General features: G+C 68.8%; 14 protein-coding genes. 11 read left to right on the top strand and 3 right to left on the bottom strand.

Annotation, left to right across the window (positions count from 1 at the left end; genetic code table 11):
- Nucleotides 1-579: ABC transporter permease (locus tag ACTHL4_RS06145; protein ID WP_440281862.1), on the bottom strand; the 579-nt coding region annotated here is incomplete at its 3' end.
- 143 nt (nt 580-722) lie between these two features.
- Here ACTHL4_RS06145 and hisD point away from each other — a divergent pair.
- From hisD to ACTHL4_RS06110, 7 genes are all read left to right on the top strand, one after another.
- Complete coding sequence (hisD, locus tag ACTHL4_RS06140; protein ID WP_440281861.1) at nt 723-2,087, top strand: histidinol dehydrogenase; 1,365 nt, start codon at nt 723-725, stop codon at nt 2,085-2,087.
- On the top strand, nt 2,084-3,208 hold the full coding sequence (locus ACTHL4_RS06135; RefSeq protein ID WP_440281860.1) for a histidinol-phosphate transaminase: 1,125 nt from the start codon (nt 2,084-2,086) through the stop codon (nt 3,206-3,208). The genes hisD and ACTHL4_RS06135 overlap by 4 nt, the downstream gene beginning before the upstream one ends.
- A gap of 105 nt (nt 3,209-3,313) precedes the next feature.
- Nucleotides 3,314-3,919: an imidazoleglycerol-phosphate dehydratase HisB gene (gene hisB, locus ACTHL4_RS06130; protein ID WP_440281859.1), complete on the top strand. Its 606-nt coding sequence runs from the start codon at nt 3,314-3,316 to the stop codon at nt 3,917-3,919.
- A gap of 5 nt (nt 3,920-3,924) precedes the next feature.
- Complete coding sequence (locus ACTHL4_RS06125; RefSeq protein WP_440281858.1) at nt 3,925-4,548, top strand: hypothetical protein; 624 nt, start codon at nt 3,925-3,927, stop codon at nt 4,546-4,548.
- The gene (hisH, locus tag ACTHL4_RS06120) at nt 4,545-5,177 is read left to right on the top strand and encodes an imidazole glycerol phosphate synthase subunit HisH (protein WP_440281857.1); all 633 of its coding nucleotides are present in this window, start codon (nt 4,545-4,547) and stop codon (nt 5,175-5,177) included. Before ACTHL4_RS06125 ends, hisH begins: the two co-directional genes overlap by 4 nt.
- 163 nt (nt 5,178-5,340) lie before the next feature.
- On the top strand, nt 5,341-6,093 hold the full coding sequence (priA, locus tag ACTHL4_RS06115; RefSeq protein ID WP_440281856.1) for a bifunctional 1-(5-phosphoribosyl)-5-((5-phosphoribosylamino)methylideneamino)imidazole-4-carboxamide isomerase/phosphoribosylanthranilate isomerase PriA: 753 nt from the start codon (nt 5,341-5,343) through the stop codon (nt 6,091-6,093).
- The gene (locus ACTHL4_RS06110) at nt 6,090-6,824 is read left to right on the top strand and encodes an SseB family protein (RefSeq protein WP_440281855.1); all 735 of its coding nucleotides are present in this window, start codon (nt 6,090-6,092) and stop codon (nt 6,822-6,824) included. Before priA ends, ACTHL4_RS06110 begins: the two co-directional genes overlap by 4 nt.
- A 61-nt stretch (nt 6,825-6,885) precedes the next feature.
- Here ACTHL4_RS06110 and lpdA read toward each other — a convergent pair whose 3' ends face one another.
- Together lpdA and ACTHL4_RS06100 are read right to left on the bottom strand one after the other, a co-directional pair.
- Complete coding sequence (gene lpdA / locus ACTHL4_RS06105; protein WP_440281854.1) at nt 6,886-8,289, bottom strand: dihydrolipoyl dehydrogenase; 1,404 nt, start codon at nt 8,287-8,289, stop codon at nt 6,886-6,888.
- Nucleotides 8,290-8,306: 17 nt separating this feature from the next.
- Nucleotides 8,307-9,257, bottom strand: a complete 951-nt coding sequence (locus ACTHL4_RS06100) for a sugar-binding transcriptional regulator (protein ID WP_440281853.1) — start codon at nt 9,255-9,257, stop codon at nt 8,307-8,309.
- A 112-nt stretch (nt 9,258-9,369) separates the two neighbouring features.
- Between ACTHL4_RS06100 and ACTHL4_RS06095 the strand changes: the two genes are divergently transcribed.
- From ACTHL4_RS06095 to ACTHL4_RS06080, 4 genes are read left to right on the top strand one after another with little or no spacing between them, the layout of a single operon-like run.
- Entirely contained in the window at nt 9,370-10,740 is a 1,371-nt protein-coding gene (locus ACTHL4_RS06095) for an ABC transporter substrate-binding protein (protein WP_440281852.1), read from the top strand.
- Nucleotides 10,737-11,690 carry a carbohydrate ABC transporter permease gene (locus tag ACTHL4_RS06090; protein ID WP_440281851.1) on the top strand — a complete coding sequence of 318 codons (954 nt, stop codon included), beginning with the start codon at nt 10,737-10,739 and terminating at the stop codon, nt 11,688-11,690. Before ACTHL4_RS06095 ends, ACTHL4_RS06090 begins: the two co-directional genes overlap by 4 nt.
- A complete protein-coding gene (locus ACTHL4_RS06085) occupies nt 11,687-12,550 on the top strand; it encodes a carbohydrate ABC transporter permease (protein ID WP_440281850.1) in 864 nt (287 codons plus the stop codon). The genes ACTHL4_RS06090 and ACTHL4_RS06085 overlap by 4 nt, the downstream gene beginning before the upstream one ends.
- A 5-nt stretch (nt 12,551-12,555) precedes the next feature.
- Nucleotides 12,556-14,043 (top strand): mannitol dehydrogenase family protein, encoded by a 1,488-nt coding sequence (locus tag ACTHL4_RS06080; RefSeq protein WP_440281849.1) that lies wholly within the window; start codon nt 12,556-12,558, stop codon nt 14,041-14,043.
- Nucleotides 14,044-14,193: the final 150 nt, after the last annotated feature.

The raw sequence follows: 14,193 nt of genomic DNA, 5'->3' as shown, positions 1-14,193 counted from the left end.
GCCGGGCCGGGTCGGGCCCCGGCCGGGGACCCGCGCCTGGGCCGGGTCGCCGCGCGCGCCCACGTCCGCCGCCTCCGAGGAGGTGAGCCCGATGCTCAAACCGGCCTCGAACTCGCCGTAGCGGGTCCGCAACGCCTCGTGGATCCGCTTGCCGGACAACGACGTCGCCGTCATCGAGTTGCCGCCGACGATGCCGAGCACCGGGATCACCGCGATCGGCCGCAACGGCACCAGGCCGGTGGACAGGATGCCGAGCACCCCCGGCAGCGCGCCGCCGCAGATCGGCACCAGCGTCCACCACGTCGCCCGGCCCAGGATGCGGTGAGCGCTGGTGTATGCCGCCACCGCCAGCATCACCGCACAGAACAACAGGGACAACCACCACGACCGCAGGACGAAACCGATGATCAGTCCCACCGCCGCCAGCTGGACGCACGCCCGGAAACCCGCGGTCAGTTGACCCAGGCCGGTGTCCAGTCGGCCCCACCGCACGATGCCCGCCGCCAGGAACGCTCCAACGACCACGAAGATCAGCACCACGATGTCGTCGTGCAACCCGTGCATCTGGACCAAGGTCATGACGCCCAGTATCGACGGTGGTCCGGGAATCGGACGGCAAGGGAGCCGGACGTCCGCAGCCCATCGGTCGGGGTCCCCGCGAAGTATCGCCGGAGGAGCGTAGCGGGGGAGGCGAACTTCGTGGGGTGGCCTAGAATCTGGCTGTGATCAACCGCCTTGACCTGCGTGGTGCGGCGCTTCGCGATCTGGATGCCCGCGCCCTGCGCAACACGCTGCCCCGAGCCGAACTCGACGTGGAGGCCGCGCTGGACATCGTGCGCCCCATCTGCGAGCAGGTTCATGCCGGCGGCGTCGCGGCCCTGCTCGACCTGGACGAGAAGTTCGACGGAGTGCGGCCACCCACTCTGCGGGTGCCCACCGCGGTGCTCGAGACGGCGCTCGAGCGACTCGACCCGGCGCTGCGCGACGCGCTCGAGGAGTCGATCCGGCGCGCCAGGATCGTCCACGGGGCACAGCGCCGCACCGACGTCACGACCGAGGTGGTGCCGGGCGGCACCGTCACCGAGCGGCACGTGCCGGTCGAACGCGTCGGGCTCTACGTCCCGGGTGGACAGGCCGTCTACCCCAGCAGTGTGGTGATGAACGTCGTGCCGGCGCAGATCGCCGGCGTCGGCTCCCTCGCGGTGGCGAGCCCGCCGCAGCGGTCCAACACCGGCGACTTCGTCGGTTTCCCCGACCCCACGATCCTGGCGGCCTGCGCGTTGCTCGGCGTCGACGAGGTGTATGCCGTCGGCGGCGCCCAGGCAGTGGCGATGTTCGCCTACGGCGCGCTGGACGATGACGGCGCCACGGTGTGCGAGCCGGTCAACCTGGTGACCGGTCCGGGCAACGTCTACGTCGCGGCGGCCAAGCGATTGTTGATGGGCACCATCGGCATCGACGCCGAGGCCGGCCCCACCGAGATCGCGATCCTGGCCGACGAGACGGCCGACCCCGCACTCGTGGCGGCCGACCTGATCAGCCAGGCCGAGCACGATGAGCTGGCCGCGTCGGTCCTGGTGACCGACAGCGAGGTGCTCGCGACCAAGGTCGAGCAGGCACTCCAGGAGCAGGTCGCCGCCACCAAGCATGTCGCGCGCGTGCGCGCCGCGTTGGGCGGGCCGCAGTCCGGCATCGTCCTGGTCGACGGGCTCGAGGAAGGTGTCCGCGTGGTCGATGCCTACGCCGCCGAGCACCTGGAGATCCAGACCCGCGACGCGGCGGCGGTCGCCGCGCGCATCCGCAATGCCGGTGCCATCTTCGTCGGCGACTACGCCCCGGTGAGCCTCGGCGATTACGCGGCGGGCTCCAATCACGTGCTGCCGACCGGCGGGTGCGCCTGCCACAGCGGCGGTCTGTCGGTGCAGTCCTTCCTGCGCGGCATCCACGTGATCGACTACTCGCGCAACGCGCTCGCGGAGATCGCCGAGACCGTCGTGACGCTGGCCGGTGCGGAGGACCTGCCGGCGCACGGCGCCGCCGTGACCGTGCGGTTCGCCGCCGACAGCGCTCCCGAAACCGCCCCGTGAGCACCCTGCAGGACCTGGTCCGGCCCGAGTTGCGCGGCCAGACACCGTACGGCGCCCCGCAGCTCGACGTCCCGGTTGCGGTGAACACCAACGAGTCGTCCTACCCCGTCCCGCAGGTGGTGGTCGACCGCATCGCCCGGGACGTCGCCGAGGTCGCCGGGTCGCTCAACCGTTACCCGGACCGCGAATTCACCCGGCTGCGAGAGCTGCTGGCGGCATACCTGCAGCGGACCACGGGGGAGCAGGTGACCGCCGCACAGGTGTGGGCGGCCAACGGCTCCAACGAGGTGCTGCAGCACATCGTGCAGGCGTTCGGCGGGGCGGGCCGCACGGCACTGGGCTTCACGCCGTCCTACTCGATGCATCCGCTGATCAGCGGGCGCAACGGCACGACGTGGGTCGACGGTCTGCGCGACGTTGACGCGACCCGCTTCGACCTCGACGGCGACCTCGCGGTGGAGCAGACCCGGCGACACGACCCCGAGATCATCTTCCTGTGCTCGCCCAACAACCCGACGGGCACGGCACTCGACCTGGACGTCGTGCAGCGCGTGTATGACGCGACCGACCGCGCGATCGTCGTCGTCGACGAGGCCTACACCGAGTTCTCCCGGACCGGCACCCGCAGTGCAGTCTCGCTGCTACCCGGTCGTGAGCGGCTGGTGGTCAGCCGGACGATGTCCAAGGCGTTCGCCTTCGCCGGGGCGAGGCTCGGATACCTCGCGGCGGCAAAGGAATTCACCGATCTGTTGCGCCTGGTGCGGTTGCCCTACCACCTGTCTTCGGTCACCCAGGCGGTCGCCTGCGCCGCACTGGAGCACACCGACACCATGCTGGCGATGGTGGAGCAGATCAAGACCACGCGGGACGAACTGGTCGCCGGGTGCGCGGCGCTGGGTCTGCGACCGGTGCCGAGCGACGCCAACTTCGTGCTGGTCGGCGGTTTCGCGGACGCGGCCGCGACGTGGCAGGCCCTGCTGGACCGTGGGGTGCTGGTGCGCGACGTCGCCATACCGCACCATCTGCGGATCACTGCTGGCACACCCGAGGAGAACGACGCCGTGCTGCGTGCGCTCAGATCGCTGGTCGGCTCGAGACCCATGTCATCGTCGGTCGAGTAGCTCGTGAGGGACGAGCGAGCGTATCGAGACCACTGTCATCGTCGGTCGAGTAGCTCGTGAGGGACGAGCGAGCGTATCGAGACCACTGACCCGAGGAGAAGACCTATGACCGACCACCGCACTGCACACATCGAGCGTGCGACCAAGGAGAGCCGGATCGACCTGTCCGTCGATCTCGACGGCACCGGCGCGGCCGAGGTCTCGACCGGCGTGCGCTTCTACGACCACATGCTCGAGAGCTTCGCCAAGCACAGCCTGATCGACCTGCGCGTCACGGCGACCGGCGATCTCGACGTCGATGCGCACCACACCGTCGAGGACACCGCGATCGTGCTCGGGCAGGCGGTCCGTCAGGCCCTGGGTGACAAGAGCGGCATCTCCCGGTTCGGCGACGCCACGGTGCCGTTGGACGAGGCGCTGGTGCACGCGGTGGTCGACGTCGCCGGCCGGCCCTACGTCGTGCACACCGGTGAACCGGAGGGCCAGGTCTACGCGATCATCGGCGGCACCTACACCGGCTCGCTGACCCAGCACGTGCTGGAGAGCTTCGGGCACCACGCCGCGATCGCGTTGCACGTGCGGGTGCTCGCCGGCCGCGATCCGCACCACATCGTCGAGGCGCAGTTCAAGGCCGTCGCCCGTGCGCTGCGTGCCGCGATCGCCCGGGACCCCCGCGTCGTCGGCATCCCGAGCGCGAAGGGAGCGCTGTAAACCGCATGCCTCGTGGCTCCTCGGCGCGGCGTTCGGGCGTGCTGCTGCTGCACGGTGACGCCAGGACCGCATCCGCGTGGGTGCGGCAAGGTGTCGTGCCGTCATACGTGGTGCCGTTGGCAGGGTGGACGGCGGTGGTGCCCGGCGGTCCCTCGCAGGTCGGCAGTCCGTACGACGACGCCGCACGGTTGCTGCTGGCCCGCCGCGTGCCGGCCCGGATGCGTGCGGCGATCGGGTTGTTCCGGCTCGACGACCGCGGTGTCGTCGTGGTCCACCCGCGCGGGTGGCGGGCGATGACGCGCTGGCTGGTATGGGAGCCCGGCGACGGAGTGTCCGGCCTACCCGGCCTGCCGGCGGCACGCCCGGGCGACATGGCGATGGCGGCCGGTGTCGTCCCCGAATCCGTCCGTGCGGTGCGGGAGATCCTCACCGACCGGACCGCGTTGCTCGACGACGTGCTCGCCGACCTCATGGGCGCGCTGGCGCTGCCCGGCGAACGACTGCTCGACGGTCAGGTGAAGGACGCCGAGGGCGCCGCACTCGTCGAGCCGGCGGCCAAGGCCGTCGAACGCTTCTCCCGGGTCACCAAGGAGGACAACGAGATTCGCACGGAGTTGGAGCAACTATGAACCCCAGCGTGGTGGTGCTCGACTACGGCAGCGGCAACGTCCGCTCCGTGGTCCGCATGCTCCAACGCGTCGGCGCCCGCGTCACGTTGACCGCCGACCGACAGGCCGCGCTCGACGCCGACGGGCTGTATGTGCCCGGCGTCGGCGCCTTCCACGCCTGCATGACGGCATTGCGCGCCGCCAGCGGACCGGAACTCATCGCGCAGCGGCTGCGATCGGGCCGGCCGGTGCTGGGCGTCTGCGTCGGGTTCCAGGTGCTCTTCGACGGTTCGACCGAGCCGACGTCCATCCAGCCGCCACCACCGGGCCTCGGACACTTCGCCGGGGTCGTCGAACGCCTCGACGCGCCGGTGGTGCCGCACATGGGCTGGTCGCACGTCACTGCGGGCGCCGGATCCCGGCTGCTCGCGGGTGTGGGCGCCGAACGCTTCTACTTCGTGCACTCGTATGCCGCCCGCCGACTGCTCGGCGGCCGCTCCGGCGGTGAACCCACTGTCACCACCGCCGAGCACGGCACGACGTTCGTCGCCGCCGTCGAGGACGGTCCGCTCGCCGGCACGCAGTTCCACCCGGAGAAGTCCGGCGACGCCGGCGCGCAGCTGGTCGAGAACTGGTTGCGGTCGCTGTGACGCCCTCGCCGCTCCGCGCTGGTCGAGTAGGCCGAGGTGTCCCGCGCTGGTCGAGTAGGGCGAGGCGTCCCGCGCTGGTCGAGTAGGGCGAGGCGCCAGCCGAGCCCGTATCGAGACCAAGCGGGCTGCAAGCACGGAAATCAAGCAACTTCAGGAGAATTCGATGGTTGAGGACGCACCCAGGCTCGAGCTGCTGCCCGCGGTGGACGTGGCCGGTGGCCAAGCCGTGCAACTGGTGCAGGGAGTCGCCGGCACCGGGGGACAGTTCGGTGACCCGTTGGCGGCCGCCCTCGCCTGGCAGGACGCCGGCGCCGAATGGCTGCACCTGGTCGATCTGGACGCAGCGTTCGGCCGTGGTAACAACGCCGAGTTGCTCGCCGGTATCGTCGGCCGGCTGGACCTGCAGGTCGAGCTGTCGGGCGGCATACGCGACGAGGCGTCGCTGACAGCGGCGCTGGCCACCGGCTGCCGACGGGTCAACGTCGGCACAGCGGCGCTGGAGGACCCGCAGTGGACGGCACGGGCGATCGCCGAGCACGGTGACCGGATCGCGGTGGGCCTGGACGTGCGCGGCACCACGCTGGCGGCGCGCGGCTGGACCAAGGAGGGCGGTGACCTGTGGGAGACCCTCGACCGTCTGGACCGGGAGGGCTGTGCCCGCTACGTCGTCACCGACGTCGCCAAGGACGGCATGCTGCAGGGCCCCAATGTCGCGCTCCTCCAGGAGATCTGCGCACGCACCGACCGCCCCGTCGTGGCCTCCGGGGGTGTGTCCACCCTGGACGACATCCGCGCTCTGCGGGCGCTGGTCCCTGCCGGTGTCGAGGGAGCCATCATCGGATCCGCGCTCTACCGGGGCGCTTTCGAGCTCTCGGACGCCCTCGACCTCGCCGGCCGGCCGCAGGAGCGGTCGTGACGGGCGAGCCCGCGGACTCCGCCGGTCAGTCCTTCTCCGGGCGATCGTTGTCCGGCACAGGCTTCGAGGGCGACGACGGTTCGATCGACGCCGGTCTCGCGGCGGCGTTGGCCGGCCCAGCGGACGAGACCGCACTGCTGACGGCGTTGGCCGAGGCTCGGCTGTTGGTGCCGATCGTCGCCGCACCGACCGAGGTCGACGACTCCGGCGATCTCGCGGTGGAGAGGGCCACCGACATGGCGGTGGTCACCCTCACCGCTCCGTCCGGCGAGCGTGCCCTGCCGGTCTTCACGGACCTGGCCGCGCTGGCCGCGTGGGATGCCGAGGCGCGGCCCTCACCGGTGCGCGCCGACCTGGCCGCGCAGGCCGCGGTGGCCGAACGCTGCGACGTCATGGTGCTCGACGTCGCCACCCGGTCGCTGGTGCTGCGGCCGAGCATGGTGTGGGCCCTCGCGCAACGTATGCCGTGGCGGCCGCCACATCTGGACGACCATGTGCGGCAGGGTGTTTCGGCGGCAGTACGCGACGAGCCCGACATCGCCGAGGCGCGTTGCGAAGCCGGTGCGTCGCCCGGTGAGCTGCGGATCGTGCTGGCGGTGCTGCCCGGCCTGACCCAACAGGAGTTGCAGGCACTGGCGCGCCGAGTCGGGGAGCAGATCGCCACGGACGGCGAAACGCGAGCCCGGATCGACGGGCTCGCGTTCTCGATCGTCTCGGCAGCGACGTCCTGACCTACCCCGCACCCCTCGAGGAGGAGGGGCGTGCGGGGCCGGGACGGGCGACCCGATCAGCTCAGAGGTTGATCATGTGGCCGACGATCCCTTCGACGGCTTCCTTCATCGCCTCGGACAGCGTCGGGTGGGCGAAGACGTTGCGGGCGATCTCGTCCGCGGTCAGGTCCCACTTCTGCGCCAGGGTCAGTGCCGGCAGCAGTTCGGTGACCTCCGGACCGATGAGGTGCGCGCCGAGGAGCTCGTGGTGCTGGGCGTCCGCGACGATCTTGACGAAGCCGGCCGTCTCCGCCATACCGCGGGCCTTGCCGTTGGCGGAGAAGGGGAAGGACGCGGTCTTCACGTCGTAGCCGCGGTCCTTGGCCTGCGCCTCTGAGTAGCCGAACGAGGCGATCTGCGGCTGGCAGAAGGTCGCTCGCGGGATCATGTCGAAGTCGATCTCCACCGTCTCGGCGTCACCGATGGTCTCGGCCGCGACGATGCCCATGGCCTCGGCGGTGTGCGCCAGCATCAGCTTGCCGGTGACGTCGCCGATGGCATAGACGCCCTCGACGTTGGTGCGGCCACGCTCGTCGACCGCGATGGCACCGCGGTCGGTCAGCTGCACACCGGTGGCGTCCAGGCCGTAGCCGTCCACCCGGGGCGCGAAACCGATGGCCTGCAACACCTTGTCCGCCTCGAGCACGGTGGAGTCGCCGCCGGCGGCGGGGGAGACGGTGACCTTGACCGGGCCGGAGCCGGTGTCCTCGATCTTCTCGACCTTGGTCGACAGCATGACCTTGACGCCGAGCTTCTTGTAGTGCCGCAGCAGTTCCTTGGACACGTCGGCGTCCTCGGTCGGCACCATCCGGTCGAGGAACTCCACGATCGTCACGTCGACGCCGTAATTGGACAGCACGTAGGCGAATTCGACGCCGATCGCACCGGAGCCGGCGATGATGATGGACTTCGGCAGATTGTCGGTGAGGATCTGCTCCTCATAGGTGACCACGCGCTCGGACAGCTCGGTGCCCGGGATCAACCGGGTGGTCGCGCCGGTGGCGATAATCACGTTGTCCGCGGTCGCCGTCTCGCTCTCTCCGGAGGTCAGCGCCACCTGGATGGTGTGCGCGTCGGTGAAGGTGCCCGTGCCCTCAAGTTCGGTGATGGAGTTCTTCTTCATCAGGTAATGCACGCCTTTGGCGCTGGCGTCGGCGACACCGCGGCTGCGCTTCCAGGCGGTGCCGAAGTCCATCGAGACCTCACCGGAGATGCCGAAGGTCTTGGCCTCCTTGGTCAGGATGTGCGCGATCTCCGCATTGCGCAGCAGCGCCTTGGACGGGATGCAGCCCACGTTGAGGCACACACCGCCCCAGTACTGCTTCTCGATGATGGCGGTCTTGAGGCCGAGCTGGCTCGCGCGAATCGCAGCGACATACCCACCGGGGCCTGCACCGAGGACGACGACGTCAAAGTGTTGTGCCACGCTTCGTAACGATAGCCCTACCGCAGCAGCTCCAGAGCAAGCGGTGCGTCCACGACGAGCCGGTTGACCTTGCGCCCCCGGATCGCGGCGCGCACCACCGGTGCCCGGGCGGGGCCAGCCACGAGGCCGATGACCGTCGGTATGGCGACCAGCTGCTCGTCGGACAGCGTGATGATCCGATCGGCCAGACCGCCGTCCACTGCGTTGCCGTCGACGTCGATGAAGACGCCGCTGATCTCACCGACGGCCCCGGCCTTGCGCATCGCGCCGCGTTCGGCCGGTGTCGCCAGGTCGAAGAGGGTGGACTCGCCGGCCGCCCACCCGCCGATGCCGACGACGGCGACGGTCACCTCGGGGATGTGCGAGGCGGCCTCGTGGACACCGGGCTGCCGCCGCAGCATCTCGGCGCTGGCCGGATCGGCGGCGACCAGGGGTGCATAGAAGTGGTGCGCGGCGCCGCCGCTGAGGTTGGCCGCGGACCGCACGAGGTCGACGGGTGAGTGCAGATCGGGGATGGCCAGGGCGCCGGACAACTGCACGATCGGCACCGCCGGCAGGCTGCGCAGCGCGCCGACCGTCGCGGCGACGCTGCGTGACCAGGGCAGGCCGAGCACGTCGTCCGCGGTCAGGATCCGGGTCAGCTCCGCCGCGGCGACGGTGCCGAGGTCGCGGCGCGTCTCGGCCTCGGACTGTCCGTCGTGACTGCGCACGACCAGCACGCCATCGATCGACAGCGACTGCGAAAGGCGTTGTGAGAGCGCGTAGTCGACACTCGGCTCACCCACGATCTCGATGCGTACGACGCCCTGGGCGCGCGCTGTCTCGAGCAATCTGGCGACCTTGAATCGGGACATGCCCAGTTCCTTGCCGATGTCGACCTTGGATTCGTCCTGCACATAGAAACGGCGTGCGACGGCGGCGAGCAGCTCGCGGTCGGTGGCGGAGCTGTCGGGTGGCTGGGCGGTCATCGTCCGGTCTTTCGCATCGGGTCCTGCCGAATCTCCCACGGGCGTGAGGTGTGTGTCACACTACTACTCATCTGCGCACTGACGCGCTCATTTGAGCAATCCAGGAGGACGCATGACTGCTCGCAGGAGACGGATCGCCGCGCTCGCGGCCGGGGCCGTGGCACTGACCACGGTGACCGGTTGTGGCGCGGCCGCCGGATGGGGCGGCGGGGGTGGTGGCGGCGGCAGCCGCACGATCAACGTGCTGATGGTCAACAACCCGCAGATGATCGATCTGCAGAAGCTGACCGACAAGTACTTCACCGCGAAGACCGGCATCAGGGTCAACTACACCGTGCTGCCGGAGGACGACCTGCGTGACAAGGCCAGCCAGGAGTTCTCCTCGCAGGCCGGTCAGTACGACGTGGCGACATTGTCCAACTTCGAGATCCCGATCTATGCCAAGAGCGGCTGGGTCGAGCCGATGAACGCCCATCTGGCCAAGGACCCCGGGTTCGACCAGCAGGACATCCTGCCGTCCATGCGAGCGGCCTTGAGCGTCGACGGGAAGGTGTACGGCGAGCCGTTCTACGGTGAGTCGTCGTTCCTGATGTACCGCAAGGACGTGCTGGCCGCCAAGGGCATCACGATGCCCGAGCACCCCACCTGGCAGCAGGTCGCCGCGATCGCCGCGAAGATCGACAACCCGAAGGGGATGCGCGGAATCTGTCTACGCGGGCAGCCCGGCTGGGGGCAGTTGTTCGCACCCCTGACGACCGTCGTGAACACCTTCGGCGGCACCTGGTTCACCAAGGACTGGCAGGCGAAGGTCGATGCACCTGCATTCACGAAGGCGACCAAGTTCTATGTCGACCTCGTCCGCACACACGGAGAGCCCGGTGCTGCCCAGGCCGGCTTCACCGAGTGCCTCAACGACCTGACCCAGGGTTCGGTCGCCATGTGGTACGACGCCACCTCGGCAGCCGGTTCGCTGGAGGCGAACGGCAGTCCGGTCAAGGGCAAGATCGGCTACGCGCCGGCGCCGGTCGTCAAGACCGAGAACTCCGGCTGGTTGTACTCCTGGGCCTGGTCGATCGAATCGTCCAGTGCCAAGAAGGACGCGGCCTGGAAGTTCATCTCGTGGGCCAGCGGCAAGGGATACGCGCAGGAGGCGGCGACCACCTTCGGCTGGTCCCAGGTGCCGTCCGGCTTCCGGTCCTCGCTGTACGCCAACCCCGAGTACCTCAAGGTCGCCAAGGCGTTCGCCACGCCGACGCTGAACGCCATCAAGTCGGCGGACCCGAACGACCCCGGCGTCCAGCCACGACCGGTGCCCGGCATCCAGTTCGTCGACATACCCGAGTTCACCAACCTGGGCACCGAGATCAGTCAGGACATCAGCTCGGCCATCGCCGGGAAGATGTCGGTCGAAAGTGCCCTCGCCAAGGGACAACAGCGGGCTGAGGACGTCGCGGCCGACTACCGCAGGAGGGCCGGCAAATGAGCAACGTCGCCGAACGCAGTGTGCCCGTCCCGACCCAGGGGCGCGCCAAGCAGCCGAGCAGTGCGCTGGCCAGGTCCGGCGCGTGGGCACGGCGCGCACCGTTGTTGCCCGCACTGGTCTTCATGATCATCGTGACGCAGATCCCGTTCGTGGCGACGCTGGTCATCTCGTTCATGCACTGGAACGCGTACTACCCCGATGATCGCGGCTTCGCCGGGGTCGACAACTTCAAGGCGGTGCTGACGGACGTCGACGCGCGTTCGGCCATCATCGCCACCGTCCTGCTCACGGTCGGCGTCGTGCTGATCAGCCTGGTCATCGGGCTCGCGGTCGCGCTGCTGCTGGACCGCAAGTTCCGGGGGCGCAGTATCGCCCGGACGCTGATGATCACGCCGTTCCTCATCGTCCCGGTCGCGGCAGCGCTGCTGTGGAAGCACGCGCTCTACAACGCGCAGTACGGGCTCTTCAACGGCGTGCTCAAGTGGATCCTCGGCGACAGCGCACCGCAGCCGGACTGGATCAGCAACCATCCGCTGATCGCGATCATCGTGTCATTGGTATGGCAGTGGACGCCGTTCATGATGCTGATCCTGTTGGCGGGACTGCAAAGCCGCCCGATGGACGTGGTCGAGGCGGCGAAGATCGACGGCGCCTCGGAGTGGCAGATCTTCACCAACATGACGTTGCCCCACCTGCGGCAGTACATCGAGCTGGCCGGCCTGCTCGGTGCGATCTACATCGTGCAGAACTTCGACGCGGTCTTCACCATCACCTCCGGTGGCCTGGGCACCGCCAACCTGCCTTACTACATCTACCAAACCTTCTATTCCGCACACGATTACGGCACCGCGTCGGCGGCCGGCGTGATCGTGGTGATCGGCTCCATCATCATCGCGACCTTCGCGCTGCGAACCGTGCTCAGCCTCTTCCGTGAGGAGACCCGATCATGACCACTGTCAAAACCGCTCCGGCCGGGCCGCAGTTGCGCGTCGCCGGCAGCAAGAAGCGCTCCGGGGTCCTGCTGACCGGCGCTGCCTGGATCATTTCGGTCCTGTTCGTGTTCCCCGTGGTCTGGATGATCTGGACGTCGTTCCACTCCGAGACCGACGCAGCGAGCAACCCGCCGAAAGTGTTGTCAGCTCTGAGTGTTCAGGGTTACAAGTCCTTCTTCGGCAGCAATCCGTGGCCGGCGATCCTCAATTCCCTGACCGCCAGTGTGATCAGCACCGTCCTGGTGCTGTGTCTTGCGCTGCCTGCGGCATACGCCCTGTCGATCCGGCCGGTGAAGCGCTGGAGCGATGTGCTGTTCTTCTTCCTGTCCACCAAGTTCATGCCGGTCGTCGCGGCGTTGCTGCCGGTCTATCTGTTTGCCGAGAAGGTGCACTTCCTGGACAACATCTGGCTGCTGATCATCCTCTACACCTCGATGAACCTGCCCATCGCGGTGTGGATGCTTCGATCCTTCCTCGCCGAGATCCCCGCCGAGATGCTCGAGGCGGCGCAGGTCGACGGTGCGGGGTTGATCCGGACGCTGCGTGAGATCATCGCGCCGGTCGTGATGCCGGGCATCGCGTCGGCGGCGTCGATCTGCTTCATCTTCAGCTGGAACGAGTTGCTCTTCGCTCGCGTGCTCACCGGCACCCGTGCGGAGACCGCACCGGTCTTTCTGACCGGTTTCGTGACCAGCCAGGGCTTGTTCCTCGCGCAGGTGTGTGCGGCGTCCTTCGTGGTGTCGCTGCCGGTGCTCGCCGCCGGGTTCGCCGCGCAGGACAAGCTGGTCCAGGGGCTGTCCATGGGCGCGGTACGGTGATCGGGATGGCAACGAAACTCTCTGCCGCAACTGTTGATTCGCTGGATCCGCGAGTGGTCGTGCCGTCATACGATCGCTCGAAGCTGTCCACGGGGATCGTGCATCTCGGCGTCGGTGGCTTCCACCGCGCGCACCAGGCGATGTATGTCGACGCGCTGCTCGCCGACGGTGAAGCGCAGGACTGGGCGTTCACCGGAGTCGGAGTGCTGCCGCGAGACGACCGCATCGTCGAGGTGCTGAACGCACAGGACGGCCTCTACACGTTGGTCGTCAAACATCCCGACGGGCACCTGGAACCCCGGGTGATCGGGTCGATCCAGCGGCTGCTGCATGCGCCGAGCGACCCGGAGGCGGTGCTGGAGGTGATGGGCGACCCGGCCACCCGGATCGTCTCTCTCACCATCACCGAGGGCAGCTATCTGGTCGATCAGGTGACCGGCGAGTTCGATCCGAAACACCCGTCGATCCAGCCGGACCTGGTGGAGAATGCCGTGCCCACCACGGCGTTCGGCTTCATCGTCGAAGCGTTGCGCCGTCGTCGGGCGGCCGGGACCGCTCCGTTCACCGTCATGACGTGCGACAACCTGCCCGGCAACGGTGATGTGGCGCGAGGGACGATCACGTCGTTCGCCCGGCTGAAGGATCCCGAGCTGGCTGACTGGATCGACGCCAGCGTCTCGTTCCCCAACTGCATGGTCGATCGCATCACGCCGGTCACGACCCCGGAGGACGTCCAGCGGCTGGCCGACGAATTCGGCATCGACGATGCCTGGCCGGTGGTGACCGAACCATTCACCCAATGGGTCCTGGAGGACGAGTTCCCCACCGGTCGGCCACCGTGGGAGGACGCCGGCGTCCAGGTCGTGCCCGATGTCATGCCCTACGAGCTGATGAAGCTGCGGTTGCTCAACGCCAGTCATCAGGCGCTGTGTTACCTGGGCTACTTGTCCGGCTACCGCTACGCGCACGAGGTCGCCCAGGACGAAGAGTTCGCCCGGTTCCTGCTGGGTTACATGAAACACGAGGGTGAGCCGACGCTGCCGGAAGTGCCGGGCGTGGACCTGACGGCATACGAGCACGAACTCGTGGCGCGCTTCGCCAACCCGGAGATCCGCGACACCCTCGCCCGGCTCTGCGCCGAGAGCAGCGACCGGATCCCGAAGTGGCTGGTGCCGGTGATCCGTGACGACCTCGCCGCCGGGCGACCGGTCGATCGTGCCGCGCTGGTGGTGGCGTCGTGGGCGCGGTATGCCGAGGGCGTCGACGAACACGGCGAGCCGATCGACATCGTCGACCACCGCAAGGAACAGGTGATGGCCGCGGCGGCCCGGCAGGGCGAGGACCGGCTCGCGTTCATCCGCGACCGCAGCCTCTTCGGCGATCTCGCACAGCAGGAGGCGTTCACGGCGCCCTACGTCGCGGCCCTGGAGTCGTTGCACGCCAACGGAGCCGCCGCCACGCTGCGGGAACTCATCGACCGCCTCGGCGACTGACCCACCACCCTCCCACCGAGCGGACACAAAACACACCGAGCGGACCCGGAAAACCGGCCGGTTCTTGGGGGTTTTGGTGTGCGCGGGGGGGGGGTGTTGGCGCTCGTTGCGCCGGTGGGCGACGGGTGCGGGGCGGCCCGGGGGGGCACC

It is taken from the genome of Flexivirga sp. (genome assembly GCF_051955415.1).
Lineage (GTDB): Bacteria > Actinomycetota > Actinomycetes > Actinomycetales > Dermatophilaceae > Flexivirga.
The sequence above is the reverse complement of the archived record's forward strand: the minus strand, read 5'-3'. Positions and strand labels throughout refer to the sequence as shown.

What these genes read in the sequence shown, in the direction of transcription:
- hisB (WP_440281859.1), top strand. Translation starts at nt 3,314, where the DNA reads ATGACCGACCACCGCACTGCACACATCGAGCGTGCGACCAAGGAGAGC.
- ACTHL4_RS06125 (WP_440281858.1), top strand. Translation starts at nt 3,925, where the DNA reads ATGCCTCGTGGCTCCTCGGCGCGGCGTTCGGGCGTGCTGCTGCTGCAC.
- hisH (WP_440281857.1), top strand. Translation starts at nt 4,545, where the DNA reads ATGAACCCCAGCGTGGTGGTGCTCGACTACGGCAGCGGCAACGTCCGC.
- priA (WP_440281856.1), top strand. Translation starts at nt 5,341, where the DNA reads ATGGTTGAGGACGCACCCAGGCTCGAGCTGCTGCCCGCGGTGGACGTG.
- ACTHL4_RS06100 (WP_440281853.1), bottom strand. Translation starts at nt 9,257, where the DNA reads ATGACCGCCCAGCCACCCGACAGCTCCGCCACCGACCGCGAGCTGCTC.
- ACTHL4_RS06095 (WP_440281852.1), top strand. Translation starts at nt 9,370, where the DNA reads ATGACTGCTCGCAGGAGACGGATCGCCGCGCTCGCGGCCGGGGCCGTG.
- ACTHL4_RS06090 (WP_440281851.1), top strand. Translation starts at nt 10,737, where the DNA reads ATGAGCAACGTCGCCGAACGCAGTGTGCCCGTCCCGACCCAGGGGCGC.
- ACTHL4_RS06085 (WP_440281850.1), top strand. Translation starts at nt 11,687, where the DNA reads ATGACCACTGTCAAAACCGCTCCGGCCGGGCCGCAGTTGCGCGTCGCC.
- ACTHL4_RS06080 (WP_440281849.1), top strand. Translation starts at nt 12,556, where the DNA reads ATGGCAACGAAACTCTCTGCCGCAACTGTTGATTCGCTGGATCCGCGA.